Below are 25352 nucleotides of genomic sequence, written 5' to 3'. Positions count from 1 at the left end.
GAGAAGCGACATGAAGCTGAACGAACTCCGGGACAATCCCGGCGCCACCCGGTCGAAGAAGCGCGTCGCGCGCGGCCCGGGCTCGGGCAAGGGCAAGACCGCCGGCCGCGGTATCAAGGGGCAGAAGTCGCGCTCGGGCGTGGCGATCAATGCCTACGAGGGCGGCCAGATGCCGCTCTACATGCGCCTGCCGAAGCGCGGCTTCAACAAGCCGAACCGCAAGGCGTTCGCCGTCATCAACCTCGGCCTGATCCAGAAGTTCGTCGACGCCGGCAAGCTCGACGCCACCGCCGTGATCACCGAGGAGACGCTGGTCTCGACCGGCATCGTCCGTCGCCGGCTCGACGGCATCCGCGTGCTCGGCAAGGGCGAGCTGACCGCCGCGCTGACGCTCACCGTCACCGGCGCCTCGGCGTCGGCCGTCGAGGCCGTGGCGAAGGCGGGCGGCACGCTCACCGTGACCGCGCCGGTGGAAGCTGCCGCCGAGTAAGGCTGGCCCGCGCCTGCACTTCGAGCCGCCGGCAGCCGCTGGCGGCTCACGCGTTTCCGGCGCTGGAATCGGGCTTGTCCCGCATCCCGCGCCGGAATAAGTCAGCACAGATTTTTTCGCCGCCTGCCAGCGGGCAGGGGCGGCGTTCTCCTGACGAGAGGGGCCTCGATGGCATCCGCAGCCGAACAGATGGCGGCCAACCTGAGCTGGGGGACCTTCGGCAAGGCCAAGGATCTCCAGAGCCGCATCCTCTTCGCGATCGGCCTGCTGATCGTCTACCGCCTCGGCACCTACATCCCGGTGCCGGGCGTCGATGCCGTGAAGCTGCAGGAGTTCTTCGCGCAGCAGAGCGCGGGCCTCGGCGGCATGCTCAACATGTTCACCGGCGGCGCCGTCGGGCGGATGGCGATCTTCTCGCTCGGCATCATGCCCTACATCTCCGCCTCGATCATCGTGCAGCTGCTCACCTCGCTCGTGCCGTCGCTCGGCACGCTGAAGAAGGAAGGCGAGGCGGGCCGCAAGAAGATCAACCAGTACACCCGCTACGGCACCGTCTTCCTCGCCACCTTCCAGGCCTACGGCCTCGCCCTCGGGCTCGAGGCCGAGGGCATGGCGCACGATCCGGGCTGGTTCTTCCGCCTCGGCGTCATCGTCACGCTGGTCGGCGGCACGATGTTCCTGATGTGGCTCGGTGAGCAGATCACCTCGCGCGGTATCGGCAACGGCATCAGCCTCATCATCTTCGTCGGCATCGTCGCCCAGATGCCGCACGCGCTCGCGCTCTTCCTGACCCAGGGCCGCACCGGCGTCATCAGTCCGGTGGTGATCCTCGGCATCATGGTGATGATCGTCGCGGTGATCGCCTTCGTCGTGTTCATGGAGCGGGCGCTCCGCAAGATCCACATCCAGTACCCCAAGCGCCAGGTCGGGATGAAGATCTACGGCGGCGAGAGCTCCAATCTGCCGGTGAAGGTCAACCCGGCCGGCGTCATCCCGGCGGTGTTCGCCTCGTCGCTGCTGCTGCTGCCGGCGACGATCACCACCTTCTCCGGCTCGTCGACCGGCGCCGCCTCGGGCATCGTCAACACCATCGCCGCCTACATGGGCCGTGGCCAGCCGGTGCACATGGTGGTCTTCGGCGCGCTGATCGTGTTCTTCACCTACTTCTATACCGCCAACGTCGCCTTCAAGTCGGACGACGTCGCCGACAACCTCAAGAAGCAGGGCGGCTTCATCCCCGGTATCCGGCCGGGCCAGAAGACGGTGGAATTCCTCGACTACGTTGTCACCCGCATTCTCGTCGTCGGGTCGGCCTACCTCACCGCGGTCTGCCTGCTGCCCGAGATTCTGATCTCGAAACTTTCGATCCCGTTCTACTTCGGTGGCACTTCCCTCCTGATCGTGGTCTCGGTAACCATGGATACGATCACGCAGATCCAGTCCCATATGCTCGCGCATCAATACGAGGGGCTGATCGAAAAATCGCGGCTGCGCGGCAAGGGACGGGGAAAACCTAGGCGATGAACATTATTCTTCTCGGGCCGCCGGGCGCCGGCAAGGGCACCCAGGCGCGGCGGCTGGTCGAGGAAAAGGGCTTCGTGCAGCTCTCGACGGGCGACATGCTGCGGGCGGCGAAGACGTCCGGCACCGAGATGGGCAAGAAGGTCGCCGACGTGATGGCCCGTGGCGAGCTTGTCACCGACGACATCGTCATCGGCCTGATCGCCGAGCAGCTCGACGGCGAGGCCGGCAAGCACGGCCTGATCTTCGACGGGTTTCCCCGCACGCTGAAGCAGGCGGACGCGCTCGAGAAGCTGCTCGCCGACAAGGGCAAGACGCTCGAAGCCGTCGTCGAGATGCAGGTGGACGAGGACGCGCTCGTCGATCGCATCACCGGCCGCTTCACCTGCGCCAAGTGCGGCGAGGTCTACCACGACACCACCAAGCCGACGAAGGCCGCGGGGGTCTGCGACGTCTGCGGCTCGACCGATTTCGTGCGCCGCGCCGACGACAACGCGGAGTCCGTCCGCGTGCGGCTGTCGGCCTACAATCGCCAGACCGCGCCGCTCATCGGCTACTACTATGCCAAGGGAAAGCTGCGCACCGTCGACGGCCTTGGCGAGATCGACCAGGTGGCAAAGGACATCGAGGCCCAGATCGGCGCCTGATGCCCGGCGCTGCGGTCTCGCCCGCGGCGCCGACTTTGCCTGCGAGTTTTTGCCTCCCTTGCCCTTGACCCTGCCCGGATCGTTCATATACTCCGCGCTCTCTCCGAAGGGAGAGTCGTTCCCTCTACTTTTCACCTCGGGGACGCGGGATGCTGGGCCCACGGACATGGGCGAGGAAAGCCTGCCGAAGGCATCGGCAGGCTGTGGCTTTTGGACAGGGGTCTCGGGGCAGGCCCGAGGACGGAACGGAGCAAGACCTTGGCGCGCATAGCGGGCGTAAACATTCCGACGAACAAGCGAGTGCTGATCGCGCTCACCTATATCCATGGCATCGGCCGCACGAAGGCGAAGGAGCTGGTGGACTCCCTCGGCATCGACGAGAGCCGTCGGGTCAACGAACTGACTGACGCGGAAGTGCTGAAGATCCGTGAATACATCGACGCGAACCTGACGGTCGAGGGCGACCTGCGGCGCGAGACCACGATGAACATCAAGCGGCTGATGGACCTCGGCTGCTATCGCGGTCTGCGTCACCGCCGCGGTCTGCCGGTGCGCGGCCAGCGCACGCACACCAACGCTCGCACGCGCAAGGGCCCCGCGAAGGCCATCGCCGGCAAGAAGAAGTAAGGAGGCCGGACCATGGCTCGCGAGAAGGCGCGCGTAAAGCGCAAGGAACGCAAGAATATCTCGACCGGCGTCTGCCACGTCAACGCCAGCTTCAACAACACGAAGATCCTGATCGCCGACGCGCAGGGCAACGCCATCGCGTGGTCCTCCGCCGGCACCATGGGCTTCAAGGGCTCGCGCAAGTCGACCCCCTATGCGGCGCAGATGGCCGCCGAGGATGCCGGCAAGAAGGCGCAGGAGCACGGTGTGCGCACCCTCGAGGTCGAGGTGCAGGGCCCGGGCTCCGGCCGCGAGAGCGCGCTGCGCGCCCTCTCCGCCGTCGGGTTCCAGATCACGGCCATCCGGGACGTGACGCCGATCGCGCACAACGGCTGCCGGCCGCCGAAGCGTCGCCGCGTCTGACCGAACAAATCTATCGCGGTCGCCAGCCCTCCGGCGTGGCGGCCGCGCGTATTTCGACGTGACCTCGGGCGCTCACCGGCCTGCGGGATCAGCCGGTGAGCAGGAATGGAGGGCCAATGCAAATGATCCACAAGAACTGGCAGGAGCTGATCCGGCCCACCGCGCTTGAAATCAAGCAGGGCGCCGATCCGCACCGCCAGGCGACTGCCGTTGCCGAGCCGCTGGAGCGGGGTTTCGGCCTCACCCTCGGCAACGCGCTGCGGCGCGTTCTGCTGTCTTCGCTTCAGGGCGCGGCGATCACCAGCGTCCAGATCGACGGCGTGCTCCACGAATTCTCGTCCGTGCCGGGCGTCCGCGAGGACGTGACCGACATCGTGCTGAACCTCAAGGGCGTGTCGATCAAGATGGAAGTCGAGGGGCCGAAGCGCCTCGAGATCCGCGCGACCGGCCCGGGTGTGGTGACGGCCGGTGACATCTCGACGTCGAACGGCATCGAGATCCTGAACCGCGACCACGTGGTCTGCCACCTCGACGACGGCGCCAGCGTCTACATGGAGCTGACCGTCGAGACCGGGAAGGGTTACGTCCAGGCCGACAAGAACCGCCCCGAGGATGCGCCGATCGGGCTCATCACCGTGGACGCGCTGTTCTCGCCGATCAAGAAGGTGAGCTACAAGGTCGAGCCGACCCGTGAGGGCCAGGTGCTCGACTACGACAAGCTCACGCTGCAGATCGAGACGGACGGCTCGGTGAAGCCCGAGGACGCGATCGCCTATGCCGCGCGCATCCTGCAGGACCAGCTGTCGGTTTTCGTGAACTTCGAGGAGCCCCAGGCCGGCATCCGCGCCGACGAGGCGGACGATCTCGAATTCAACCCGCTGCTGCTGAAGAAGGTCGACGAGCTCGAGCTCAGCGTTCGCTCCGCGAACTGCCTGAAGAACGACAACATCGTCTACATCGGCGACCTGATCCAGAAGACCGAAGCCGAAATGCTCCGCACCCCGAACTTCGGGCGCAAGTCGCTGAACGAGATCAAGGAAGTGCTGACCGGCATGGGCCTTCATCTCGGCATGGAAATCGTCGACTGGCCACCGGAGAACATCGAGGAGCTGGCCAAGAAGTACGAGGACCAGTTCTGAGTTTCGCGGGGGCCTTCGGGCCCCCGGCCTGCCCCGGGCATCCCGCCCCAAGGAGTGTGGTCCGCACCGCATGGACCACCGGACAAAGCAAAACCAGACGTTTGGAGACATGAAATGCGTCACGGTCACGGTTACCGCAAGCTGAACCGCACCCACGAGCACCGCAAGGCGATGTTCGCCAACATGGTGTCGTCCCTGATCGAGCACGAGCAGATCAAGACGACCCTGCCGAAGGCGAAGGAGCTGAAGCGGATCGCGGACAAGATCATCACCCTTGGCAAGCGCGGCGACCTCAACTCGCGCCGCATCGCCCAGTCCGAGCTGCGCCAGGACGCCGCGGTGAAGAAGCTCTTCGACACCCTCGCGCCGCGCTACAAGGAGCGCAGCGGCGGCTACACCCGCGTGCTGAAGGCCGGCTTCCGCTATGGCGACGCGTCGCCGATGGCGATCGTCGAGCTGGTCGACCGCGATCCGGCCGCGAAGGGCGCCGCCGACAAGGCCCGCGTCGCTGCCGAAGAGGCCGCTGCCGCCGACGCCTGAGGCTGATTGCCGCGAACGACATCCGGGCCCCGTCGGTCTCTCCGGCGGGGCTCGTCCTTTTGGTGGCCTCGTCCGCGTCGTGCGTCTCCTCGCCGGGGCCAGCCTGCGCGAGACGGCCGATCTTCCGATCACCAACGCCCGGCCGCGAAGCCGCCGCCGCGCTCTGCGAGGACGTTGGCCCGTTGTCGCGGATGTTGCGCGAGAAGAACGCCAGCCCCGACGATGGCGCGGCGGTCGTTGCAATCCGCGACGGCTTCGCGCCATACGCCGGCCCGGGCGCCATCCGCATTCCGGCGCGGGTCCACATCTTCCCGCCGCGCCCCTGAGGCCGGGGCCGGCCTCCGCCCTGCGGGCCGAGCGTCACCAGATCCGGTTCCATCTCGCGTTCGGACCACCTGTCCTCCGGTTGCGTCACGGCTTATACCTCAGGCATGGCCGATCTCTTCGACTTCGATCCCAAGCCTGTCGCAGCCCCGTCCGCCGCCGCCTCGTCCGCGCCGCACGCGGAGCCGGCGCCCGCCGCGGCGCGGCCGCTCGCCGACCGGCTGCGCCCGCAGCGGCTCGCCGATGTCGTGGGGCAGGAGCATCTGCTCGGCCGTGACGGGCCGCTCGGGCACATGCTGGCCGATGGCCGGCCCGGGTCCATCGTGTTCTGGGGGCCGCCGGGGGTCGGCAAGACCACGATCGCCCGGCTGCTCGCCGACGCCACCGACCTCGCCTTCGTGCAGATCAGCGCGATCTTCTCCGGCGTGGCCGATCTGAAGAAGATCTTCGAATCCGCGCGCCTGCGCCGCTCGAACGGCCGCGGCACGCTGCTCTTCGTCGATGAGATCCATCGCTTCAACAAGGCGCAGCAGGATGCCTTCCTGCCGCTGATGGAGGACGGCACCATCGTCCTCGTCGGCGCCACCACCGAGAACCCGTCGTTCGAGCTGAACGCGGCGCTCCTGTCGCGCGCCCGCGTGCTCACCCTGCGTCGCCTCGACGAGGCGGCGCTCGCCGCGCTTCTCGACCGTGCCGAGGCCGAGCTTGGCCACCCCCTGCCGCTCGACGCAGAGGCGCGCGCCGTGCTCGTCACCCTCGCCGACGGCGACGGCCGGGCGCTCCTCAACCTCGCCGAGCAGGTCGCCGACGCGCGCGAGACGCTCGACCCCGCCGCACTCAACCGGCGCCTGACCAAGCGCGCGGCGTTGTTCGACAAGTCCGGTGACGGCCACTACAACCTGATCTCCGCCCTGCACAAATCGGTCCGGGGTTCCGATCCGGACGCGGCGCTCTACTGGCTGGCGCGGATGCTGAAGGGCGGCGAGGATCCGCGTTTCCTCGCCCGCCGCATCGTCCGGATGGCCGTCGAGGACATCGGTCTCGCCGATCCGGCCGCGCAGCGCCTGTGTCTCGATGCCTGGGCGACCTACGAACGGCTCGGCTCGCCCGAGGGCGAACTGGCGCTCGGCGAGGCGGTGATCTATCTGGCGCTGGCGCCCAAGTCGAACTCCGCCTACCGCGCCTTCAACGCCGCCATGGCCGCCGCCGAGCGCACCGGCTCGCTTCCACCGCCGAAGCACATCCTGAACGCGCCGACCCGGCTGATGAAGGCCGAGGGGTACGGCGCCGGCTATCAGTACGACCACGACACCGCGGAGGGCTTTTCCGGCCAGGGGTATTTCCCCGACGCGATGCCCCGCGAGAGCTTCTATGCCCCGGGCGAACGCGGCAGCGAGGGGGAACTCGGCCAGCGCCTGCGGCGCCTCGCCGAGCTTCGGGCGCGGATCGCGGAGGGCGGCTAGTGGTCACAGGTCGCCGCGACGCGGACCTGATCCAGCTCGTCTATACGAGCGGCGGCGGGCTGCCGCTCGATGCGCGCGAGCTGCACTGCCTCGCGGAAGAGTTGCAGCTCGTCAACGCCCGCGCCGGGCTGACCGGGCTGCTGCTGCACCAGGGTGATTCGTTTTACGGCGTGCTGGAGGGCTCCCAACGGCGCATTTTCTCACGGATCGAGCGGATGATTGCGGATCCGAGGCTCGGACGGGTGCGCGTGCTGAAAGAAGAGGCGATCGCTTCGCGACGCTTCGACAACTGGAGCTTCGGGGCTCTCCCCCCAATGCAGGCGCCTTCCGACGCGGCGGAGGCATTCATTCTTCATCTCGCGCGGCGATCGCGATAGCCTACAAAGCGATCGTTATGCGCGCGTCGTCATTGACAGTCCGGTTTCGTTTGGTTTGATACCAGACGCAGGGTGCCGCTCGTCGGCCTGACCCAAAGAGGACGGGAATGACGGACGTGCTTGGCTCGACAGAGCTCGTGGAGTTTTCCTTTATTTCCAAGGTCGCATCGGGAGTGCCGACTTCGGCTTTGCTTCGGCTTGCGCGGCAGAGCTGGAGCTTCAACCTTCGGATGGGGTTGACTGGAACGCTGCGCCTCATCGGGGATACGTTCTCGGAGGAGATCGAGGGCCCCTGCGAGGTGGTGCAGCCGCTCGCCGCGCGCATCCTCGCGGATGATCGCCATGGTGCAATCCGCATTTCGGCCTTTCGCCGCCTCGACTGCCGCCGGCATGCGAGCTGGAGCACCTCGGGCTTCGACCTCGGTCGCGCCCCCGGTGTCCTGGCGGCGGCAGGCGGGGTCAGCCCCGCGAACATCGCCTTTCTCCAGAGTCCGGCGATCCGCGCGCGTCGGCCGGTCGTCTCCGCCGGCTTCGGGGCCGGGCTGGGCTGACGCGGAAACGCCGAGGCTCCGCGCGGGCCGCTCGGGTTGACAAGCCGGCGACCGGCGCGCTCTTAGAGCGGGGCGGGCCCGCTCCCCGCGTGGCTGCTGGAGACGAAACGCAGGTGTCCTTGCCCGACGATACGGCGCGCGAACGGCGCGAGCCGCAATGAGCGGCGTCCGCCAGATCACCGTCACGCCCGACGACGCCGACCAGCGCCTCGACCGCTGGTTGCGGCGCCTCCACCCCAATGTCGGGCAGGGCCGCATCGAGCGGATGTGCCGCAAGGGCGAGATCCGCGTCGACGGCGGCCGGGTGAAGCCCGCGACCCGGCTCGAGGTCGGGCAGACCGTGCGCCTGCCGCCGATCCCCGACGACGACGCTCCCGCCCCGGCGGCGCCGCGTATTTCCGACGCCGACGCCGAGATGATCCGCGCGTGCGTCCTCTGGAAGGACGACGACATCATCGCGCTCGCAAAGCCCCCGGGCCTCGCGGTGCAGGGCGGGACCGGCACGCATCGCCACGTCGACGGCCTCGCCGAGGCGCTGCGCTTCGGCCGCGAGGACAAGCCGCGCCTCGTCCACCGCCTCGACCGCGACACCTCCGGGGTGCTGCTGATGGCGCGCAGCGCCCGCGCCGCCGCCGGCCTCGCCCGCGCGTTCCAGGCGCGCGAGGCCCGCAAGATCTACTGGGCCGCGGTCGCCGGCGTGCCGTCGCCGCGCCAGGGCACCATCCGCACCGGCCTCGTCAAGGCGCCGGGCCACGGTGCCGGCGGCGAGGCGGAGAAGATGCTGGTCCTGCCCTTCGCCGAGGTTGCCTCCACCGAGGGTGCCAAGCGCGCGACCTCCGACTACGCGGTGATCGAGGCCGCGGGCTCGCGCACCGCCTGGGTCGCGCTCTCGCCGATCACCGGCCGGACCCACCAGTTGCGCGCGCACATGGCGGCGATCGGCCATCCCATCATCGGCGACGGCAAGTATGGCGGCAGCGGCCAGGAAAACCTCGGCGACGGCTGGGGCGCCCAGCTCGGCGGCGAGGTGAGCCGCAAGCTGCACCTGCACGCCCGCTCGCTCAGCCTCGTCCACCCGACCACCGGCCGCGGCATCAGCTTCACCGCGCCGCTGCCCGAGCACATGGCCCGCACGTGGTCGCTGTTCGGCTGGCGCCCGGAAGACGCCCCGGCCGATCCCTTTGCCGACGAGGACGCCGACCTGCCGCGGCGCGGCGGACGATGACGCCCGCGGCGCACCTGCTCGCGGTTCCGGTGCGCGCCTATCGCCTGATCCTTTCGCCCTGGGTCGGCCACGGCTGCCGCTTCCAGCCGACCTGCTCGGCCTACGCGCTCGAGGCGCTGGAGCGGCACGGCGCCGTCCGCGGCGGCTGGCTCGCCGCCCGCCGCGTCTGCCGCTGCCACCCCTTCGGTGCCGCGGGCCACGATCCTGTGCCAGACCCGCCCCGCTGACCCGCCCGCCTGCGCCGCCACCGCTGCCCGCAAGCGCGCCCCGCCTTCCTCTTGCGGAAAATACTCCCGCCGGAGGCTTCCGCCGCCAGAGCCCGTCCCGCGCTCTCCCTTCTCGCGCGCGGCACCCAGGGTCGGGACGCCCCCCTTGCCCCCTGCCGCTCCTCCGGGGTAATCCGGCCCCATGCTCGACACGCCCGAAATCCATCCGATCTTCCACGGCGCCCCGGACTCGACCGAGTTCCGCAAGCTGCGCAAGCGGCTGGTCCGCGAGACCCGGGACGCGATCGAGACCTACGGCATGGTCACTCCCGGCGATCGCTGGCTCGTCTGCCTCTCCGGCGGCAAGGACAGCTATACGCTGCTCGCCGTCCTGATCGAGCTGCAATGGCGCGGCCTGCTCCCCGTCGAGCTGCTCGCCTGCAACCTCGACCAGGGCCAGCCCGGCTTCCCGGCCACCGTGCTGCCGGACTTTCTCGCGGCAAACGGCATCCCGCACCGGATCGAGTATCAGGACACCTATTCCATCGTCACCGACAAGGTGCCCTCGACCAAGACCTACTGCGCGCTCTGCTCGCGCCTGCGCCGGGGCCACCTCTACCGGATCGCCCGCGAGGAAGGCTGCCGCGCCATCGTCCTCGGCCACCACCGCGACGACATCATCGAGACTTTCCTGCTCAACCTCTTCCATGGCGGCAAGCTCGCCGCCATGCCGCCGAAGCTCCTGAACGACGAGGGCGACGTCTATGTCATGCGCCCGCTCGCCCACGTCGCCGAGGCCGACTGCGACCGCTTCGCCCGGGCCATGGGCTATCCCATCATCCCCTGCGACCTCTGCGGCAGCCAGGACGGGCTGCAGCGCGCCCAGATCAAGCGCATGGTCGACGAGTGGGAGGCGCGCTCCCCCGGCCGCCGCCAGATCATCTTCCGCGCGCTGACCCAGGTGAACCCGAGCCACCTGCTCGACCCCGCGCTGTTCGACTTCCGGGGCCTCTGAGCGACGCCCCCTTGACCTTTCGTGCCTGCGGCTGTTGAACCCCCACGAGCCTGCACGCCGGATCGGGGACCGCGCCATGGATGACCAGAGCAAGAACCTGATCCTGGCGACGGCCTTGAGCTTCGCCGTCATCCTCGTCTGGTTCCTGCTGTTCCCGCCCAAGGAGCAGCCGCAGCCGGTGCCCGCGGCCACCGAGACCTCGCAGACCGTCGCCCCGGGCAGCACGGCGAGCCCGACCCTCGCCGTGCCCGACGCCAAGCCGCGCGCCGATGCGCTGGCCCAGACGCAGCGGGTGGCGATCGACACCCCGAGCCTCGGCGGCTCGTTCTCGCTGACCGGCGGCCGGATCGACGATATCCGCCTCCTGAACTACCACGAGACGATCGACGACGACTCGCCCACCGTCACGCTGTTCAACCCCGCGGGCGCGGCGCAGTCCTACTATGCGCTCTACGGCTGGTCCGCCGCCGCCGGCACCACGGCGCCCGTGCCGGGGCCGAGCACGCCGTGGACGGTCGAGTCGGGCGACAAGCTCACGCCCGCCACGCCCGTCACCCTGCGCTGGGACAACGGCGCGGGCCTGATCTTCCGCCAGACCCTCTCGGTCGACGAGAACTACATGTTCACCGTCACCCAGTCGGTCGAGAACACCACCGGCGCGGAGGTCCGCCTCGCGCCCTACGGCATCATCGCCCGCCACGGCATGCCGCCCGACCTGAAGAACTTCTACATCCTGCACGAGGGGGTCATCGCGATGACCGACGGCACCCTCGAGGAACTGAAGTACAAGGCCCTGAAGGATCTCGCGCCCGACCCGAACGAGGGCGGCGCGCTGACCCAGCACCTTTCCGTGGCCAAGGACGGCTGGATCGGCTTCACCGATCACTACTGGATGTCGACCCTCGTCCCGACCCCGGGCACGGCCTTCAACGCGGTGGCGAAGTACACACCCGCGACCGACACCTTCCAGACCGACGTGCGCCTGCCCGTGATGGCGGTCGCGCCCGGCGCCAAGGTCGAAGCCTCGACCATGCTCTTTGCCGGCGCCAAGGTCTGGTCGGTGCTGCGCGACTATCAGGACAACAAGGGCATCGACCGCTTCGTCGACGCGATCGACTGGGGCTGGTTCTTCTTCCTGACGAAGCCGATCTTCCGCGTGCTGCATGCCATGCACCACGTCCTCGGCAACATGGGCCTCGCGATCATCGGGCTCACGTTCCTGATCAAGCTCATCCTGTTCCCGCTGGCCTACAAGTCCTTCGTCTCCATGTCGAAGATGAAGGCGCTGCAGCCGGAGATGGAGAAGATCAAGGAGCGCAACGCCGACGACAGCGTGAAGATGCAGCAGGAGGTGATGGCCCTCTACAAGCGCGAGAAGGTCAACCCTGCCGCCGGCTGCCTGCCCATCGTGCTGCAGATCCCGATCTTCTTCTCGCTCTACAAGGTGATCTTCGTCACCATCGAGCTGCGCCATGCGCCGTTCTTCGGCTGGATCCGCGACCTCTCGGCGCCGGACCCGACGTCGTGGATCAACGGCTTCGGCCTCCTGCCGTGGGCCGCGCCGGCGCACACCAGCCCGATCGCCATCATCTCGATCGGCGTGCTGCCGATCCTGCTCGGCATCTCCATGTGGCTGCAGCAGCGGCTGAACCCGACGCCCGCCGACAAGACGCAGGCGATGCTGTTCAACTGGATGCCGTGGATCTTCATGTTCATGCTCGGGCGCTTCGCCAGCGGGCTGGTGCTGTACTGGGTGGCGAACAACACCATCACCTTTAGCCAGCAGTACCTCATCATGCGCAGCCAGGGGATCAGGCCGAACGTGCTGGCGAACGCTCTGGCACCGTTCCGCCGCTCGAAGAAGTCCGGCTGAGGCGCGCGTGCGGCTCGCGTCGATCTGGCGGCACCCGATCAAGGCGCACGGCGCCGAGCCGCTCCAGGCCGTGACGCTGCAAACGGGCCGGACGATGCCATGGGATCGCGTCTGGGCGATCGCGGACAGCCGGGCCAAGGTCGAGCCCGGTTCGGCCGACTGGGCGCCGTGCGTGAACTTCAGCCGCGGGGCGAAGTCGCCGCGGCTGATGGCGATCCGGGCGCGGGTCGACGAGGCGCGCGGCCGGGTGCATCTCTCGCAGCCCGACGTCCCCGACCTCGACGTGAATCCGGACGACCCGGACGATGCCCGCGCTCTCGTCGCCTGGGCGGCGGCGCTCGCGGCACCCGAGCGCCCCGCGCCGGCGTTCGTCGTCCGCGCGGGCCAGGGGATGACCGACAGCAACTATCCGACGCTCTCGCTTCTCAACCGCGCCAGCCTCGCCGCCCTGGGCGATCAGGTCGGCAAGCCGCTGGCCGAGGCGCGGTTTCGCGGCAACCTGTGGCTCGAGGGGCTGGCGCCGTTCGCGGAGTTCGACCTTGTCGGCCGCGATCTTCGTGTCGGCGCGGCGAGGGTGCGCGTGACCGAGCGCATCACCCGCTGCAAGGCGACGATGGTGGACCCGGAGACTGGTCTTGCCGACGCCGACACCCTCGGCGCGCTGCGTGCCGGCTGGGGCCATCAGGATTTCGGCGTCTATGTCACTGTAACCGACGGTGGCCGGGTCGCTGTCGGAGACGGGGTGACGCTGCTGGATTGAGCCGGAGACGAGGCCGACGGGACCCGTGCCGCGAGGGGCCAGCCGGCGCCCCTCCGTGAGCTTCACCCCGGCGGCGGCGCATCCGGCTGGCGTGCCGGCGCGGCGGCGGCGAAGGCCGGCAGCGCCTCGCAGGCGGCGCGGATGCGGGCCAGCCGCGGATAGGGCCCAAGGTCGAGCCCGAAGCGCTCGGCCGCGCCCATCTGCGGCACGAGGCAGACCTCGGCGAGTCCGGGGCGCTCGCCGAAAGCGAACGCAGTCTCCGGCCGCCCCGCGAGCAGCGCCTCGCAGGTGGCGAGCCCCTCGGCATTCCAGTGCCGCGCCCAGGCGTCGAGCGCCGGCTGCTCCTGTCCGAAGCTCTTCTTCAGATAGCGCAGGACGCGCAGGTTCTGCAGCGGGTGGATGTCACACGCGATCACCTGCGCGAAGGCCCGCACGTGCGCCCGCTCGGCCGGATCGGCGGGCAGCAGCGGCGGCTCGGGGCGGGTCTCGTCCAGCCACTCGATCGTCGCGAGCGACTGGGTGAAGACCGCCCCGTCGGCCTCCAGCGCCGGCACGAGGCCCTGCGGGTTCAGCGCGAGATACGCCGCGCCGCGCTGGTCGCCGCGGCGCAGGTGGACCGGGGCGGTGTCGTAGGCGATCCCCTTCAGGTTCAGCGCGATCCGCAGACGGTGGGCGGCCGAGCTCAGGAAGAAACCGTGCAGCGTCACTTGCCCGCTCCCACCGTGATGTCTGCGAGCAGCTCCTCGTCGCCGGTCCTGATGAACCGCGGGGCGAGGCCGAGCGGCGCCTTGCGATCCCTGGGCAGGGCCGAGACGAACGGCGCGTCGCCGCGGCGCGCCCGGAAGCCGTCCTTCGCCGCCTTGCGCAGGCCGGCGTCGGTCATCAGGTCGTAGCCGCAGCCGGCAAGCACCCGCGCCGTGGCGAGCGAGCCCTTGTCGCCGATCGACATGCCGCCACAGGCCGTCACCGGCCAGGTGTGCAGCCCGATCCCGACCGGCAGCGTCGGCCAGGCGAAGACGCCGGTCGGCACCTGCTGGCTCACATCGCCGACGTCGGTCGAGGCACCGGCGGACACGTCCTCGAGGAACGGCAGCGGCCGGGTCGACATGCCGGCCTCGGGCACGCCCATCTCGCGCTGGCAGCCGCGGGCAAAGGCCTGTTCCTCGTCGGTGAACTCGATCGGGACCGCGAGGATGTGGCGGTAGAGATGCCGGGCCAGCGGGTCGTTCGGCAGCAGATCGTGGGCGCCGAAGAATCGCTCGAACTCGTGCGTGGTCTGGGTGGCGAGGGCGGCCGCCTCGGCGACCTGTTCGAGCCAGCCGGTCAGCGCGCCGAGCGCCGTCCGGTCGATGTCCCGGGCGACGAGCCAGACCTGGGCGAACTCCGGGATGACGTTCGGCGCCACGCCGGCCGCCTCGTAGATGTAGTGGATGCGCGACGTGGCGCGCAGGTGCTCGCGCATCATCTGCACGCCGACGCCGAACATCTCGGCCGCCTTGAGCGCGCTCCGGCCCTCCCACGGCGCGTTGCCGGCGTGGGCGGTGCGGCCGTGGAACCGGACCTTCACCTTGTCGAGCGCCGCGAGCCGGACGTTGCCGGCGCCGGCGAACGGGGCCGAATGCCAGGCGAGGGCCGCGTCGAGGTCATCGAACAGGCCGTCGCGGGCCATGCAGACCTTCGCCCCTTCGACCTCCTCCGCCGCGCAGCCATAGACGCGGACGGTGCCGGGAGTGCCGGTGGCCTGCATCATCCGCTTCAGCGCCAGCGCCGCCCCGGTACAGCCGGCGCCGAGCATGTTGTGGCCGCAGCCGTGGCCGACCTCCGCGCCGGTCGGTCCCGGCGTCTGGCGCGGCTCGGCGGCGTTGCCGAGCCCGGGCAGCGCGTCGTACTCGGGCAGGTAGCCGATGACCGGCCCGCCCGACCCCTGGCTCCATTCCGAGATGAAGGCCGACGGGACGCCGGCGGTGCCCCGGCTCCTGGTGGCAAAGCCCGCCGCCTCCAGCTCGCGCAGATGGATGCGGTGGGACTTCTCCCCGGCAAGCGACAGCTCCGGCGTTGCCCAGACCTCGCGGGAGATGCGCAGGATCGCCTCCCGCACCGCCTCGACCGCCTCCGCGGCGGCGCCGGCGGACGCCGGTGGCAGATCCTCCGCCCGCGGCTTCGGCGCCGTCGCGTCGTCCTCGCGCGGCAGGGGCGGGGTGTCCGCCTGCGCGAGCGCGAGGGTGGGCGCGGCGAGGCCAGGCACGGCGAAGGTAGCGGCGCCGCCGAGCCCGAGACCGCCGAGCACGCTGCGGCGGTCGAGCCCGGTCGTTGGACGGTCGGTCATGGCTGGCTCCCTGAGTCGCTCGACCCTACTCCAACGACGGGCAACGTCCACTGGTCGCTCAGCCGACGCCGAGGAGCCGGAACGCCTTCTCGCGCTCCATGAGATAGAGCAGGGTCCGGATCGCCTCGCCGCGCGGCGAGGTGAGGCCCGGGTCCTGGTCGAGCAGCAGCCGTGCGTCGTCGCGGGCGACGGCCATCAGCGCCCCCTGCGTCTCGAGGTCGGCGATGCGGAAACGGGGCAGGCCCGACTGCGCCACCCCGAGCACGTCGCCGGCACCGCGCAGCGCCAGATCCTCCTCGGCGATGCGAAAGCCGTCGTCGGTCGCGCGCATGATCTCGAGCCGGGCCTGCGCGGTGGTGCCGAGCGGCGGATCGTAGAGCAGCAGGCAGGTCGACTGCTCGGCGCCCCGCCCGACCCGGCCGCGCAGCTGGTGCAGCTGCGCAAGACCGAAGGACTGCGCGCCCTCGATCACCATGATCGAGGCGTTCGGCACATTCACCCCCACCTCGATCACCGTGGTGGCGACCAGCAGCCGGCTGCGCCCGGCAACGAAGTCGGCCATGGCGGCGTCCTTCTGCGCCGGCGGCATCTGCCCGTGGACCAGCCCGACCACCCCGGCGCCGAAGCTGGCGCGCAGGCTCGCGAATCGCTCCTCCGCGGCGGTCATCTCGGTGGTCTCGCTCTCGCCGACCAGCGGGCAGACCCAGTAGGCCTGCCGTCCGGCCTCGAGTGCCCGTCGCAGGTGCGCGACCACCTCGCTGGTGCGCGTCGCGGGAATCGCGGCGGTGGCGACCGGCGTCCGGCCCGGCGGCTTCTCGTCGAGGATCGACAGGTCCATGTCGCCGAACTGCGCCAGCGTCAGGCTGCGCGGGATCGGGGTGGCGGTCATCACCAGCGTGTCGACCGCCTCGCCCTTCGCGCCGAGGTCCATGCGCTGCCGCACCCCGAAGCGGTGCTGCTCGTCGACGATGGCGAGGCGCAGGTCGGCGAAGGCCACGTCCTTCTGGAACAGCGCGTGGGTGCCGACGACGATCGGGATCGCCCCGGAGGCGAGGTCGGCCAGCTTTCCCCGGCGCTCGGCGCCCTTGTCGCGGCCGGTCAGCAGCTCGAGGCGGACGCCCGCGGCGTCGGCGAGCGGCTGGAGCGAGAGCAGGTGCTGGCGCGCGAGGATTTCCGTCGGCGCCATCATCGCCGCCTGTCCGCCGGCCTCGACGGCGGCGAGCATGGCGAGGAAGGCGACCAGCGTCTTGCCCGCGCCGACGTCGCCCTGCAGCAGGCGGTTCATCCGCAGCGCCGAGGCCATGTCGCCGGTGATCTCGGCCACCGCCCGCGTCTGGGCGCCGGTCGGTGCGTAGGGCAGCGCCGCCAGCACCCGCGCCCGCAGCCGGCCGTCGCCGCGCGTGGCAAAGCCCTTGGGCCGGCGCTGGCGGGCGCGGACGAGGGCGAGCGTCACCTGATGGGCGAGAAGCTCGTCATAGGCGAGCCGCTCGCGGGCGGGCGTGGTCGGCGCGAGGTCCGCGGCCCCTTGCGGCGCGTGGGCGGCCGCGAGGGCGGCGTGCCAGTCCGGCCAGCCGCGGGCGCGCTTCACCGAGGGCTCGATCCACTCGGGCAGGCGCGGGACACGGTCGAGGGCGGAGCGGACGGCACGGCCCATGCTCTTGAGGCTGAGGCCCTCGGTCAGCGGATAGACCGGCTCGAAGGCGGGAAGCTGGTCGTCCTCGCCCGGGCGCAGCACGTGGTCGGGGTTCACCATCTGGGCGATGCCGTCGAAGAGCTCCAGCTTGCCCGAGACGATGCGGCGCTGGCCGGCGGGATAGGTCCGTTGCAGCCAGTCGGCGCGGGGGTGGAAGAACACGAGCAGGAACTCGGTCAGCGCATCGCGGACGTGGATGCGGTACGGGCGGTTGCGGGCGACCGAGGGCTGGTGCAGGCCGATTTCCACCTCGACGGTGACGACCTCCGGCGGCCGTACCTCGCGGATCGACGCGCGCAGGTGCCGGTCGATGCCGCCGACGGGCAGGGTAAGGACGAGCTGCGCCGGGTTGGCGATCTCCATGCGCTCGTAGAGCCGCACGGTCTTCGGCCCGATGCCGTCGAGGCCGGTCAGCTCGGAGAACAGCGGGAAGAGGACTTCGGGGCGGGTCATGGGTGGCGGTTGCGCCGGCCCGCAGCCTTTGTCCAGTCGGATCCGCCATAGCTGACCGCGATCACCTCGACCGTCCGCGAGGGCTCGCCGACACGGAACACCACGACCCCGCGCCTGCCGGCCGGAACGGCGCGAAGCCCCGTGTCGTCCCGGATCGTTCCCCGGTGCGGGACGTTGCCGAGCGAGGCGATGACGGCCGCGATCTCCTCGATCTTTCGTCGCGCCGCGGACCAGCCCACATGCGCCGCGATCCCCGCGGCGATATGCGACAGGTCACGTCGCGCGCCGGGGTGCATGCGGGTCCGATAGGGGATCAGGTCGGCTCGCCGCGTTCACCGGCGGCGATCATCTCGCGGATCGGGGCGAGAGCGGCGTCGAGGTCGAGATAGTCGTCGGACGGTGTGGCGAGGCGGGCGCGGATCTCGTCCGTCATCGCGTCGAGCGCCGCTTCGCGGGCGATTTCGTCCTCCATCATCCTCTCGATGGCCGAGGCCACTGCGGCGCTGGCGCTGGCAAACACGCCTTCGCTGACCTTCCGTTGCAGGAAGCCATGGTGCCGGTCGGTGAAGCTCAGCGTCGTCCGGATCGTCATGCGAAAGCCCGTGTGTATGACATAGTCATACTACACGGCCGACGCCGGCTGCATCAATACATGAAGTACCGCTGCGCCATGGGCAACACCTCCGCCGGCTCGCATGTCAGCAGCTCGCCGTCGGCGCGGACCTCGTAGGTCTCGGGGTCGACCTCGATCTCCGGCGTGGCGTTGTTGAGCTTCATCGCCGCCTTGCCGATGCCACCGCGGGTGTTCTCCACCGCCAGCGTCTGCTTCGCGAGGCCGAGGCGCGCCCGGATGCCCTCGGCCTCGGCGGCGGCCGAGACGAAGGTGACGGCCGAGGCGGCGAGCGCGCCGCCGAGCGCGCCGAACATCGGCCGGGTGTAGACCGGCTGCGGCGTCGGGATCGAGGCGTTGGGGTCGCCCATCTGGGCCACGACGATCGACCCGCCGAGCAGCACCATCTCGGGCTTCACCCCGAAGAACGCCGGGTTCCACAGCACGAGGTCGGCGCGCTTGCCGGGCTCGATGGAGCCGATGTGCTTCGAGACGCCGTGCGCGATCGCCGGGTTGATCGTGTACTTCGCGACGTAGCGCTTCACGCGCGCGTTGTCGTTGTCGCCGGTTTCCTCGGGCAGGGCGCCGCGCTGGACCTTCATCTTGTGGGCGGTCTGCCACGTGCGGATGATGACCTCGCCGATGCGGCCCATCGCCTGGCTGTCCGACGAGATGATCGAGAACGCGCCGAGGTCGTGCAGGATATCCTCCGCGGCGATGGTCTCGCGGCGGATGCGGCTCTCGGCAAAGGCCACGTCCTCGGGGATCGACTTCGACAGGTGATGGCAGACCATCAGCATGTCGAGGTGTTCCTCCAGCGTGTTGCGCGTGTAGGGCCGCGTCGGGTTGGTCGACGACGGGATGACGTTCGGCAGGCCCGCGACCTTGATGATGTCGGGCGCGTGGCCGCCGCCGGCGCCCTCGGTGTGGAAGGCGTGGATGGTGCGGCCGGCGATGGCCGCCACCGTGTCCTCGACGAAGCCCGACTCGTTCAGGGTGTCGGTGTGGATCATCACCTGCACGTCCATCGCGTCGGCGACGGTCAGGCAGCAGTCGATGGCGGCGGGCGTCGTGCCCCAGTCCTCGTGCAGCTTCAGCGCGCAGGCGCCGGCCCTGACCATCTCCTCGAGCGCCGCGGGCTTCGAGGCGTTGCCCTTGCCCGAGATGCCGATGTTGACGGGCAGGCCGTCGGCGGCCTGCAGCATCCGGGCGATGTGCCACGGGCCCGGGGTGCAGGTGGTGGCGAGCGTGCCGTGCGCGGGGCCGGTGCCGCCGCCGAGCAGCGTGGTGACGCCGGAGTGCAGCGCGTCGTCGATCTGCTGCGGGCAGATGAAGTGGATGTGGGCGTCGAAGCCGCCGGCCGTGAGGATCTTGCCCTCGCCGGCGATGATCTCGGTGCCCGGGCCGATGACGATGGAGACGCCGCTCTGCGTGTCCGGGTTGCCGGCCTTGCCGATCAGGGCGATGCGGCCGTCCTTGAGGCCGACGTCGGCCTTGTAGATGCCGGACCAGTCGAGGATCAGCGCGTTGGTGATGACGGTATCGACCGCGCCCTCGGCCCGGCTGGCCTGCGACTGGCCCATGCCGTCGCGGATCACCTTGCCGCCGCCGAACTTCACCTCCTCGCCGTAGGTGGTGAGGTCGCGTTCGACCTCGATCACCAGCTCGGTGTCGGCGAGGCGCACGCGGTCCCCGGTGGTGGGGCCGTACATGTCGGCATAGGCGGCGCGGGAGATCAGGTGCGGCATCGGGGGCTCTCGGCTTCGGAGGGGGATGTCACGCGGCAGGACGGTTGGAGAGATGCTGGTCGCGGTCGGGAAACCGTGCGGCGGCGTGCGCCGCCGGACAGTCGGGTGTGTATCCGAGCGGCCCCAGCCGGCGGGGAGCGGCGGACGGCCGTCCGGGATGCACCCGCCCCACGGCGTTCAGGCCGCGGCGCCGTCGAAGTGCTGCACCGGAAGCGCCGCGGCGTCTACGCCGTCGAGGCAGTTCACGTTGATCGCCGCCATCGGCGTGCCGTCCCGCCCCGGGGCGAAGGCGAACGGCTCGATGCCGCAGACCTTGCAGAACTGGTGCCGGATCACGTGCTTGTTGAAGGTGTATTCGGCGAGCGAGTCCGCTCCCTTGAGCAGGGTGAACGCGCTTTCCGGCGTGAAGGCGAGCCGCGCGCCGAGACGGCGGCAGCGCGAGCAGTTGCAGGTGAACGGCTTCGAAATATCGACGTCGGCCTCGAAGGCGACGGCGCCACACTGGCAGGATCCGCTGTGATGTTCGGTTGCCATGTCAGAGATCTCCCATGGTCAGGCCGCGGAAGCCGAAGATGCGGCGTTCGCCGCCGATCGGCACCAGGGTAACGTCGCGGACCTGCCCGGGTTCGAAGCGGACGGCCGTGCCGGCCGGAATATCGAGCCGGAAGCCGTGGGCCGCGTCCCGGTCGAACGAAAGTGCGGCGTTGGTTTCGGCGAAGTGGTAGTGGCTGCCGACCTGCACGGGCCGGTCGCCGGTATTCGCCACCGCGAGCGTGATCGCCGTCGCGCCCGCGTTGAGCGTGATGGCGTCGTCGGCCGGAAAGACCTCCCCGGGGATCATGGTCAGGCCACCGCCAGCCAGACGCCCGCGAGCGCCGTCAGCCCGCCGAGCGTCCGGGCGACCAGCGGCCGCTGCAGGCTCGCGGCGGCAAGGCCGAGGCCGAGGCCGATGGCGTGCAGCGTGGCCGTCGCGAGGACGAAGCCGAGGGCGTAGGGCAGGCCGCCGAGCCCGGGGCCTTCGAGACCGTGGGCATAGCCGTGCGCCATGCCGAAGGCGGCGATCACCGCACAGGCGAGCGCCAGCGGCGGGCGGAGCGCGAAGGCGATCGCGGCCCCGAGCACCACGATCGAGGCGAGGATCGTCGGCTCGACCACCGGCAGCGCGGCGCCCTCGAAGCCGAGGACGCCACCGGCGATCATCGCGGTGACGAAGCTCGCCGGATAGGCCCAGCGGGCGCGGCCCCCGGTCATCGCGGCGAAGAAGCCGACGGCGATCATGGCGAGCAGGTGGTCGGCCCCGAGGAACGGGTGCAGCAGGCCCGATTCGAAGGGCGAGCCGTGCGCGCCGATGCCGGTATGGGCCAGCGCGGCGGTGGGGGCGAGGATCAGCAGGGCAGGGAGGATGCGCCGCATTTGTTCAATCGTCCTCTGGAGGGAAAGCGGGAAGGGCCGTCGCCGCGCCGTACGGGGGGCGGCAGCCGCCGGACGGCCGCACGCGGTGGGTCGAGGCCGGATGGTGGGCAAGCTCGTTCGGCGGGCGGATCGGGCGGCGGACCAGCTCGCCGCCGCAGTTGGGGCAGACGCCGCCGAGCACCGCCTCGGCGCAATGCCGGCAGAACGTGCACTCGAAGCTGCAGATGTGCGCGTCCGTCTCCGGCGGCAGATCCCGGTCGCAGCACTCGCAGTTCGGGCGGAGGTCGAGCATCAGCGGATCGGCGAATGCACGGTGACGAGCTTGGTGCCGTCGGGGAAGGTGGCCTCGACCTGAACGTCGTGGATCATCTCGGCGATGCCCTCCATGCACTGCGCGCGGCCGACGACATGCGCGCCGGCCTCCATCAGGTCGGCGACGCTGCGGCCGTCGCGGGCGCCCTCGACCACATAGTCGGTGATGAGCGCGATCGCCTCCGGGTGGTTCAGCTTGACGCCGCGGGCAAGGCGGCCGCGCGCCACCATGGCGGCGAGCGAGACGAGGAGCTTGTCCTTCTCGCGGGGCGTGAGGTTCACCGGCGTTCCTCTCAGGTAGACCAGACTCGCGGCAGCGCCGTGCCGCGGAGTCGCATCAGAAGCCGGATCAGCGTCGTGCGCAAGGCCCGCGCATCGGGTCCCATCAGGCGAACGATGAGCAGATCCGGCTTTTTGCTGACTCCGTGGGCCACATGTGCCTCATCCTTGAGCAGATCGCGGATCTCGTCGCGGCGATCCGCGGCGCCCGGGGCGGCGAGCACGACGGTCGAGACGGCGCGTCCGCCCGCAAGCGTCGCGGGTCCGGCGGTGGCGCGGGCGATGTCGCCCTCGGCGCGAAGCGCCTCGGCGTGGATCAGGCGCCCCGCGCGGCGGAGGCGCCACTGGTCGGAGAGGGCGCCCGTCGCCACGGTCTCGCCCATGGCGGTGCGGCCGAGGACCAGCGTCTCGACCGCGAGCAGGCGGGAGTCGGCGGCAAGGTCGATGTCGATGCGCCGGTCCAGCCGGCCGCCGTCGAACACGATCGTCTCCTGGGGCAGCCAGTCGAGCGCCGCGCCGGTGCCGAGCGCGAGGCGGGTGCGGATCTCCGCCGGCCCGCCCGTCGAGCGATAGACCCGCTCGGCCGCCTGGGTCGTGGCGACCAGCGCGGCGCCGTCGCCGGCGGCAAGGCTCCAGGCGAAGGCGTCGCCGCCGGTGACACCGCCAGCGGTGTTGACCAGCACGACCTCCGGCACCGGGCCGTGGACGCGCGGCAGGATCGCCTTGGCCGATCCCTGCTGGAACAGCCGCTCGAGCCGGACGGCGGTGCCGTCGTGCCGGACGGCGACCTCGGCGCGGCCCCGGGCGCGCTGCAGGCGCGGGGCAGGATCGGCGGGTGGGCCGTCGGGGGACGGGCGGGAAATCACCGCTCCTCGTCTCCGCCGAGCGCGCAGACGATCTGCCACTCCGCCTCACTCACCGGCTGGACCGAGAGGCGGGAGTTCTTCACCAGCACCATCTCCGTCAGGCGGCCATCGGCCTTGATGCGCTCCAGCGTCACCGGCTCGGGAAACGGGCCGATGGCGCGCAGGTCGACGCACTGCCAGCGCGGATCGTCGGCCTTCGAATCCGGATGGGCCTCGGCGATCACCTCCACGACGCCGACCACCGCCTTGATGTCGCCGGAGTGGTAGAAGAAGCCGCGCTCGCCCACGGCCATCTCCTTCATGAAGTTGCGGGCCTGGTAGTTGCGAACCCCGTCCCACTCCTGGCCGGCGTCGCCTTTCGCCACCTGCTGGTCCCAGCTCCAGGTGTGCGCCTCGGACTTGAACAGCCAGTGTGCCATTGCGGCGATCCCTCTTATTCGGACTTGAGCGGGCGGGAGAGGAGGGCGGCCATGGCGCCCTCCACGGTCAGGCGGCCCTCGAGAACGTCGGCGACGGCCGCCGCGATCGGCAGCTCGACGCCGTGCTCGGCGCCGAGGCGGCAGGCGGCGCGCGCGGTGGCGACCCCCTCGACGGTGCCGCCCGGCCGGGCCGCGCCGGCGCCGAGCGCCTGGCCGAGGCGAAAGTTGCGCGACTGCGGCGAGCCACAGGTGAGCGACAGGTCTCCGAGGCCCGACAGGCCCGCCAGCGTCTCGGGCCGGGCGCCGAGCGCGGTGGCGAGGCGGGTCATCTCGGCGAAACCGCGGGTCATCAGCGCGGCCCGGGCCGAGGCGCCGAGCCGCGCGCCCTCGATCAGGCCGCAGCCGATGGCGACGACGTTCTTCAGCGCGCCGCCCAGTTCGGCGCCGGTCACGTCGTCGGTGAGGTAGAGTCGCAGGCGCGCGGTGGAGAGCGCCGCCTGCAGCGCGCGGCCGGTGCCGGCGTCGGCGCAGGCGAGCGTCAGTGCCGTGGGCAGGCCCGCGGCGATCTCGCCGGCGAAACCTGGCCCGGTCAGCGCGGCAACGGTGGTCTGCGGCAGGGCGGCGGCGGCGATTTCGCTCTGCAGGCGGAAGTCGCGCGCGTCGATGCCCTTGGCGCAGAGAACGAGCGGCGCGTCGGGCAGCCGCGCGCCGTGCTCGGCGAGAAAGCCCGCCGTCGCCTGCGCCGGGACGACGAGGAGCAGCGCCTCGGCGCCCGAGAGCGCGGCGAGTTCGGCGGTGCAGGCGAGCCCGGAGGGCAGCTCGGCGCCGGGCAGGTGCGGCGTCGTGCGGCTCCTCTCGGCCGCGGCCATGGCGGTGGCGTCGCGGCCCCAAAGGCGCACCTCGCGCCCGCCGATCGCCTCGGCGATGGCGAGCGCCGTGCCGAAGGCGCCGGCCCCGGCGACGCCGATCATGCCTTTGCCCCCTTCTTGCCGGCCCCGAGCATCGGTGCGGCGCGCGAGTCGAGCGGCCAGCGCGGGCGGGCCTCGAGGCCGAAGCCGTCCGGTGTTCCGTGCGCCATGCGCTCGGCGGCGGCGAAGGCGATCATCGCGCCGTTGTCGGTGCAGAGCCGGAGCGGTGGCGCGAGGAACGCGGCGCCCGCGCCGGCCGCCACGTCGGCGAGGGCGGCGCGGATGGCGTGGTTCGCGGCAACGCCACCCGCAACGGCGAACGTGGCGGCGGGAAAGGCGGCAAGAGCGCGGCGGGACTTCTCGGCCAGCGTTGCGGCGACCGCGGCCTGGAAGCCGGCGCAGATGTCGGCGATGTCGGCGCGCGAGAGGCCGCCCCGGGCCTCGACGAGCTTGTCGCGGGCGCGGCGAACCGCGGTCTTGAGCCCGGAAAACGACAGGTCGCAGCCGTCGCGGTCGAGGAGCGGCCGCGGGAAGGCGAAGCGGGCGGGATCGCCCGTTGCCGCGGCGGCCTCGACGGCCGGGCCGCCGGGCTGGCCGAGGCCGAGGAGCTTCGCCACCTTGTCGAACGCTTCGCCCGCGGCGTCGTCGATGGTGCCGCCGAGCCGGCGGAAGGCGTCCGGCCCGTCGACCGCGAGGAACTGGCAGTGGCCGCCCGAGACGAGGAGCAGCAGGTATGGAAACGCCACCGGGTCGGTCAGCCGCGGGGTCAGCGCGTGGCCCGCGAGGTGGTTCACCCCCCAGAGCGGCAGGCCGCGCGCGGCGGCGAGGCCCTTGGCGAACATCACGCCGGCCAGCACCCCGCCGATCAGGCCGGGGCCGGCGGTGACGGCGATGGCGTCCACGTCGGCGAGGGTCAGGCCGGCGCCCCGCAGTGCCGCCTCCGTCACCGCGTCGAGCCGTTCGGCGTGGGCGCGCGCGGCGATCTCGGGGACGACCCCGCCGTAGATGCGGTGCAGGCCGTCCTGTCCGCTGACCTCTGACGCGAGGATCTCGCCCACCGGGCGGCCCGGCCAGGCGCGCACCAGCGCGACGGCGGTATCGTCGCAGCTCGAACTCGATGCCGAGAATGATGCGCTCGCCCTGCATGTCTCGCCTCCGGGGCAGG

General features: G+C 70.9%; 31 protein-coding genes. 16 read left to right on the top strand and 15 right to left on the bottom strand.

The genetic code is table 11. The features are described 5' to 3' along the window. Positions 1 to 10 precede the first annotated feature (10 nt). From rplO to QM699_RS13520, 16 genes are all read left to right on the top strand, one after another. Positions 11 to 490, top strand: coding sequence for a 50S ribosomal protein L15 (rplO, locus tag QM699_RS13595; protein WP_415011630.1), 480 nt, complete (start codon positions 11 to 13; stop codon positions 488 to 490). Between the two features lie 168 nt (positions 491 to 658). After that, entirely contained in the window at positions 659 to 2014 is a 1356-nt protein-coding gene (gene secY, locus QM699_RS13590; protein WP_415011629.1) for a preprotein translocase subunit SecY, read from the top strand. Beyond that, positions 2011 to 2658, top strand: a complete 648-nt coding sequence (locus QM699_RS13585; protein WP_415011628.1) for an adenylate kinase — start codon at positions 2011 to 2013, stop codon at positions 2656 to 2658. The genes secY and QM699_RS13585 overlap by 4 nt, the downstream gene beginning before the upstream one ends. A 258-nt stretch (positions 2659 to 2916) precedes the next feature. Beyond that, positions 2917 to 3285 carry a 30S ribosomal protein S13 gene (gene rpsM / locus QM699_RS13580; protein WP_415011627.1) on the top strand — a complete coding sequence of 123 codons (369 nt, stop codon included), beginning with the start codon at positions 2917 to 2919 and terminating at the stop codon, positions 3283 to 3285. A 12-nt stretch (positions 3286 to 3297) separates the two neighbouring features. Further along, positions 3298 to 3687: a 30S ribosomal protein S11 gene (rpsK, locus tag QM699_RS13575; protein ID WP_184150796.1), complete on the top strand. Its 390-nt coding sequence runs from the start codon at positions 3298 to 3300 to the stop codon at positions 3685 to 3687. Positions 3688 to 3809: 122 nt separating this feature from the next. Next, positions 3810 to 4826, top strand: a complete 1017-nt coding sequence (locus QM699_RS13570; RefSeq protein WP_415011626.1) for a DNA-directed RNA polymerase subunit alpha — start codon at positions 3810 to 3812, stop codon at positions 4824 to 4826. A 114-nt stretch (positions 4827 to 4940) separates the two neighbouring features. Next, a complete protein-coding gene (gene rplQ / locus QM699_RS13565; RefSeq protein WP_415011625.1) occupies positions 4941 to 5366 on the top strand; it encodes a 50S ribosomal protein L17 in 426 nt (141 codons plus the stop codon). Positions 5367 to 5548: 182 nt separating this feature from the next. Continuing rightward, positions 5549 to 5692: a hypothetical protein gene (locus QM699_RS13560; RefSeq protein ID WP_415011624.1), complete on the top strand. Its 144-nt coding sequence runs from the start codon at positions 5549 to 5551 to the stop codon at positions 5690 to 5692. A gap of 105 nt (positions 5693 to 5797) precedes the next feature. After that, a complete protein-coding gene (locus tag QM699_RS13555) occupies positions 5798 to 7153 on the top strand; it encodes a replication-associated recombination protein A (protein ID WP_415011623.1) in 1356 nt (451 codons plus the stop codon). Then, entirely contained in the window at positions 7153 to 7530 is a 378-nt protein-coding gene (locus tag QM699_RS13550; RefSeq protein ID WP_415011622.1) for a BLUF domain-containing protein, read from the top strand. The genes QM699_RS13555 and QM699_RS13550 overlap by 1 nt, the downstream gene beginning before the upstream one ends. Positions 7531 to 7637: 107 nt before the next feature. Beyond that, the gene (locus tag QM699_RS13545; RefSeq protein ID WP_415011621.1) at positions 7638 to 8081 is read left to right on the top strand and encodes a BLUF domain-containing protein; all 444 of its coding nucleotides are present in this window, start codon (positions 7638 to 7640) and stop codon (positions 8079 to 8081) included. A gap of 157 nt (positions 8082 to 8238) precedes the next feature. Next, positions 8239 to 9306 (top strand): RluA family pseudouridine synthase, encoded by a 1068-nt coding sequence (locus tag QM699_RS13540; RefSeq protein ID WP_415011620.1) that lies wholly within the window; start codon positions 8239 to 8241, stop codon positions 9304 to 9306. Beyond that, on the top strand, positions 9303 to 9533 hold the full coding sequence (yidD, locus tag QM699_RS13535) for a membrane protein insertion efficiency factor YidD (protein WP_415011619.1): 231 nt from the start codon (positions 9303 to 9305) through the stop codon (positions 9531 to 9533). Before QM699_RS13540 ends, yidD begins: the two co-directional genes overlap by 4 nt. Positions 9534 to 9714: 181 nt before the next feature. After that, positions 9715 to 10527, top strand: a complete 813-nt coding sequence (gene ttcA, locus QM699_RS13530) for a tRNA 2-thiocytidine(32) synthetase TtcA (RefSeq protein ID WP_415011618.1) — start codon at positions 9715 to 9717, stop codon at positions 10525 to 10527. A 76-nt stretch (positions 10528 to 10603) separates the two neighbouring features. Beyond that, positions 10604 to 12400 (top strand): membrane protein insertase YidC, encoded by a 1797-nt coding sequence (gene yidC / locus QM699_RS13525; protein ID WP_415011617.1) that lies wholly within the window; start codon positions 10604 to 10606, stop codon positions 12398 to 12400. Positions 12401 to 12407: 7 nt separating this feature from the next. After that, on the top strand, positions 12408 to 13160 hold the full coding sequence (locus QM699_RS13520; protein ID WP_415011616.1) for an MOSC domain-containing protein: 753 nt from the start codon (positions 12408 to 12410) through the stop codon (positions 13158 to 13160). A 62-nt stretch (positions 13161 to 13222) separates the two neighbouring features. Here the strand turns inward: QM699_RS13520 and maiA are convergent, their stop codons facing one another. The 15 genes from maiA to tsaD form a co-directional block, all read right to left on the bottom strand. Next, complete coding sequence (gene maiA, locus QM699_RS13515) at positions 13223 to 13867, bottom strand: maleylacetoacetate isomerase (protein ID WP_415011615.1); 645 nt, start codon at positions 13865 to 13867, stop codon at positions 13223 to 13225. After that, positions 13864 to 15486 (bottom strand): amidohydrolase, encoded by a 1623-nt coding sequence (locus tag QM699_RS13510; protein ID WP_415011614.1) that lies wholly within the window; start codon positions 15484 to 15486, stop codon positions 13864 to 13866. The genes maiA and QM699_RS13510 overlap by 4 nt, the downstream gene beginning before the upstream one ends. Positions 15487 to 15544: 58 nt before the next feature. Next, complete coding sequence (gene recG / locus QM699_RS13505; protein WP_415011613.1) at positions 15545 to 17632, bottom strand: ATP-dependent DNA helicase RecG; 2088 nt, start codon at positions 17630 to 17632, stop codon at positions 15545 to 15547. Then, the gene (locus QM699_RS13500) at positions 17629 to 17928 is read right to left on the bottom strand and encodes a type II toxin-antitoxin system RelE/ParE family toxin (RefSeq protein ID WP_415011612.1); all 300 of its coding nucleotides are present in this window, start codon (positions 17926 to 17928) and stop codon (positions 17629 to 17631) included. Before QM699_RS13500 ends, recG begins: the two co-directional genes overlap by 4 nt. A gap of 17 nt (positions 17929 to 17945) precedes the next feature. Continuing rightward, positions 17946 to 18224, bottom strand: coding sequence for a type II toxin-antitoxin system ParD family antitoxin (locus QM699_RS13495; protein WP_415011611.1), 279 nt, complete (start codon positions 18222 to 18224; stop codon positions 17946 to 17948). 53 nt (positions 18225 to 18277) lie between these two features. Beyond that, positions 18278 to 19990 (bottom strand): urease subunit alpha, encoded by a 1713-nt coding sequence (gene ureC, locus QM699_RS13490; protein WP_415011610.1) that lies wholly within the window; start codon positions 19988 to 19990, stop codon positions 18278 to 18280. A gap of 177 nt (positions 19991 to 20167) precedes the next feature. Then, positions 20168 to 20524, bottom strand: coding sequence for a GFA family protein (locus QM699_RS13485; protein ID WP_415011609.1), 357 nt, complete (start codon positions 20522 to 20524; stop codon positions 20168 to 20170). Between the two features lies 1 nt (position 20525). Continuing rightward, positions 20526 to 20831 carry an urease subunit beta gene (locus QM699_RS13480; RefSeq protein WP_415011608.1) on the bottom strand — a complete coding sequence of 102 codons (306 nt, stop codon included), beginning with the start codon at positions 20829 to 20831 and terminating at the stop codon, positions 20526 to 20528. 2 nt (positions 20832 to 20833) lie between these two features. After that, positions 20834 to 21403 (bottom strand): HupE/UreJ family protein, encoded by a 570-nt coding sequence (locus QM699_RS13475; RefSeq protein ID WP_415011607.1) that lies wholly within the window; start codon positions 21401 to 21403, stop codon positions 20834 to 20836. Between the two features lie 4 nt (positions 21404 to 21407). Further along, on the bottom strand, positions 21408 to 21695 hold the full coding sequence (locus QM699_RS13470) for a DUF1272 domain-containing protein (RefSeq protein WP_415011606.1): 288 nt from the start codon (positions 21693 to 21695) through the stop codon (positions 21408 to 21410). After that, positions 21695 to 21997: an urease subunit gamma gene (locus tag QM699_RS13465; protein WP_415011605.1), complete on the bottom strand. Its 303-nt coding sequence runs from the start codon at positions 21995 to 21997 to the stop codon at positions 21695 to 21697. Before QM699_RS13465 ends, QM699_RS13470 begins: the two co-directional genes overlap by 1 nt. Before the next feature lie 11 nt (positions 21998 to 22008). Next, complete coding sequence (locus QM699_RS13460; RefSeq protein WP_415011604.1) at positions 22009 to 22860, bottom strand: urease accessory protein UreD; 852 nt, start codon at positions 22858 to 22860, stop codon at positions 22009 to 22011. After that, entirely contained in the window at positions 22857 to 23279 is a 423-nt protein-coding gene (locus QM699_RS13455; RefSeq protein WP_415011603.1) for an EVE domain-containing protein, read from the bottom strand. The genes QM699_RS13460 and QM699_RS13455 overlap by 4 nt, the downstream gene beginning before the upstream one ends. A 14-nt stretch (positions 23280 to 23293) precedes the next feature. Continuing rightward, the gene (locus QM699_RS13450) at positions 23294 to 24250 is read right to left on the bottom strand and encodes an NAD(P)H-dependent glycerol-3-phosphate dehydrogenase (protein ID WP_415011602.1); all 957 of its coding nucleotides are present in this window, start codon (positions 24248 to 24250) and stop codon (positions 23294 to 23296) included. Further along, complete coding sequence (tsaD, locus tag QM699_RS13445; protein ID WP_415012757.1) at positions 24247 to 25272, bottom strand: tRNA (adenosine(37)-N6)-threonylcarbamoyltransferase complex transferase subunit TsaD; 1026 nt, start codon at positions 25270 to 25272, stop codon at positions 24247 to 24249. Before tsaD ends, QM699_RS13450 begins: the two co-directional genes overlap by 4 nt. Positions 25273 to 25352 lie beyond the last annotated feature (80 nt).

This window comes from Amaricoccus sp. (assembly GCF_047602525.1).
Classification (GTDB): domain Bacteria; phylum Pseudomonadota; class Alphaproteobacteria; order Rhodobacterales; family Rhodobacteraceae; genus Amaricoccus.
This window is presented reverse-complemented; position numbering and strand designations above follow the sequence as displayed.

Coding starts and splice junctions, on each gene's coding strand:
- QM699_RS13555 (WP_415011623.1), top strand. CDS start 5,798: ATGGCCGATCTCTTCGACTTCGATCCCAAGCCTGTCGCAGCCCCGTCC.
- QM699_RS13545 (WP_415011621.1), top strand. CDS start 7,638: ATGACGGACGTGCTTGGCTCGACAGAGCTCGTGGAGTTTTCCTTTATT.
- rpsK (WP_184150796.1), top strand. CDS start 3,298: ATGGCTCGCGAGAAGGCGCGCGTAAAGCGCAAGGAACGCAAGAATATC.
- QM699_RS13455 (WP_415011603.1), bottom strand. CDS start 23,279: ATGGCACACTGGCTGTTCAAGTCCGAGGCGCACACCTGGAGCTGGGAC.
- QM699_RS13510 (WP_415011614.1), bottom strand. CDS start 15,486: ATGACCGACCGTCCAACGACCGGGCTCGACCGCCGCAGCGTGCTCGGC.
- QM699_RS13470 (WP_415011606.1), bottom strand. CDS start 21,695: ATGCTCGACCTCCGCCCGAACTGCGAGTGCTGCGACCGGGATCTGCCG.
- secY (WP_415011629.1), top strand. CDS start 659: ATGGCATCCGCAGCCGAACAGATGGCGGCCAACCTGAGCTGGGGGACC.
- ureC (WP_415011610.1), bottom strand. CDS start 19,990: ATGCCGCACCTGATCTCCCGCGCCGCCTATGCCGACATGTACGGCCCC.
- recG (WP_415011613.1), bottom strand. CDS start 17,632: ATGACCCGCCCCGAAGTCCTCTTCCCGCTGTTCTCCGAGCTGACCGGC.
- ttcA (WP_415011618.1), top strand. CDS start 9,715: ATGCTCGACACGCCCGAAATCCATCCGATCTTCCACGGCGCCCCGGAC.
- QM699_RS13475 (WP_415011607.1), bottom strand. CDS start 21,403: ATGCGGCGCATCCTCCCTGCCCTGCTGATCCTCGCCCCCACCGCCGCG.
- QM699_RS13570 (WP_415011626.1), top strand. CDS start 3,810: ATGATCCACAAGAACTGGCAGGAGCTGATCCGGCCCACCGCGCTTGAA.
- rplO (WP_415011630.1), top strand. CDS start 11: ATGAAGCTGAACGAACTCCGGGACAATCCCGGCGCCACCCGGTCGAAG.
- QM699_RS13585 (WP_415011628.1), top strand. CDS start 2,011: ATGAACATTATTCTTCTCGGGCCGCCGGGCGCCGGCAAGGGCACCCAG.
- QM699_RS13495 (WP_415011611.1), bottom strand. CDS start 18,224: ATGACGATCCGGACGACGCTGAGCTTCACCGACCGGCACCATGGCTTC.
- QM699_RS13500 (WP_415011612.1), bottom strand. CDS start 17,928: ATGCACCCCGGCGCGCGACGTGACCTGTCGCATATCGCCGCGGGGATC.
- rplQ (WP_415011625.1), top strand. CDS start 4,941: ATGCGTCACGGTCACGGTTACCGCAAGCTGAACCGCACCCACGAGCAC.
- QM699_RS13485 (WP_415011609.1), bottom strand. CDS start 20,524: ATGGCAACCGAACATCACAGCGGATCCTGCCAGTGTGGCGCCGTCGCC.
- QM699_RS13450 (WP_415011602.1), bottom strand. CDS start 24,250: ATGATCGGCGTCGCCGGGGCCGGCGCCTTCGGCACGGCGCTCGCCATC.
- QM699_RS13480 (WP_415011608.1), bottom strand. CDS start 20,831: ATGATCCCCGGGGAGGTCTTTCCGGCCGACGACGCCATCACGCTCAAC.
- yidC (WP_415011617.1), top strand. CDS start 10,604: ATGGATGACCAGAGCAAGAACCTGATCCTGGCGACGGCCTTGAGCTTC.
- QM699_RS13540 (WP_415011620.1), top strand. CDS start 8,239: ATGAGCGGCGTCCGCCAGATCACCGTCACGCCCGACGACGCCGACCAG.
- yidD (WP_415011619.1), top strand. CDS start 9,303: ATGACGCCCGCGGCGCACCTGCTCGCGGTTCCGGTGCGCGCCTATCGC.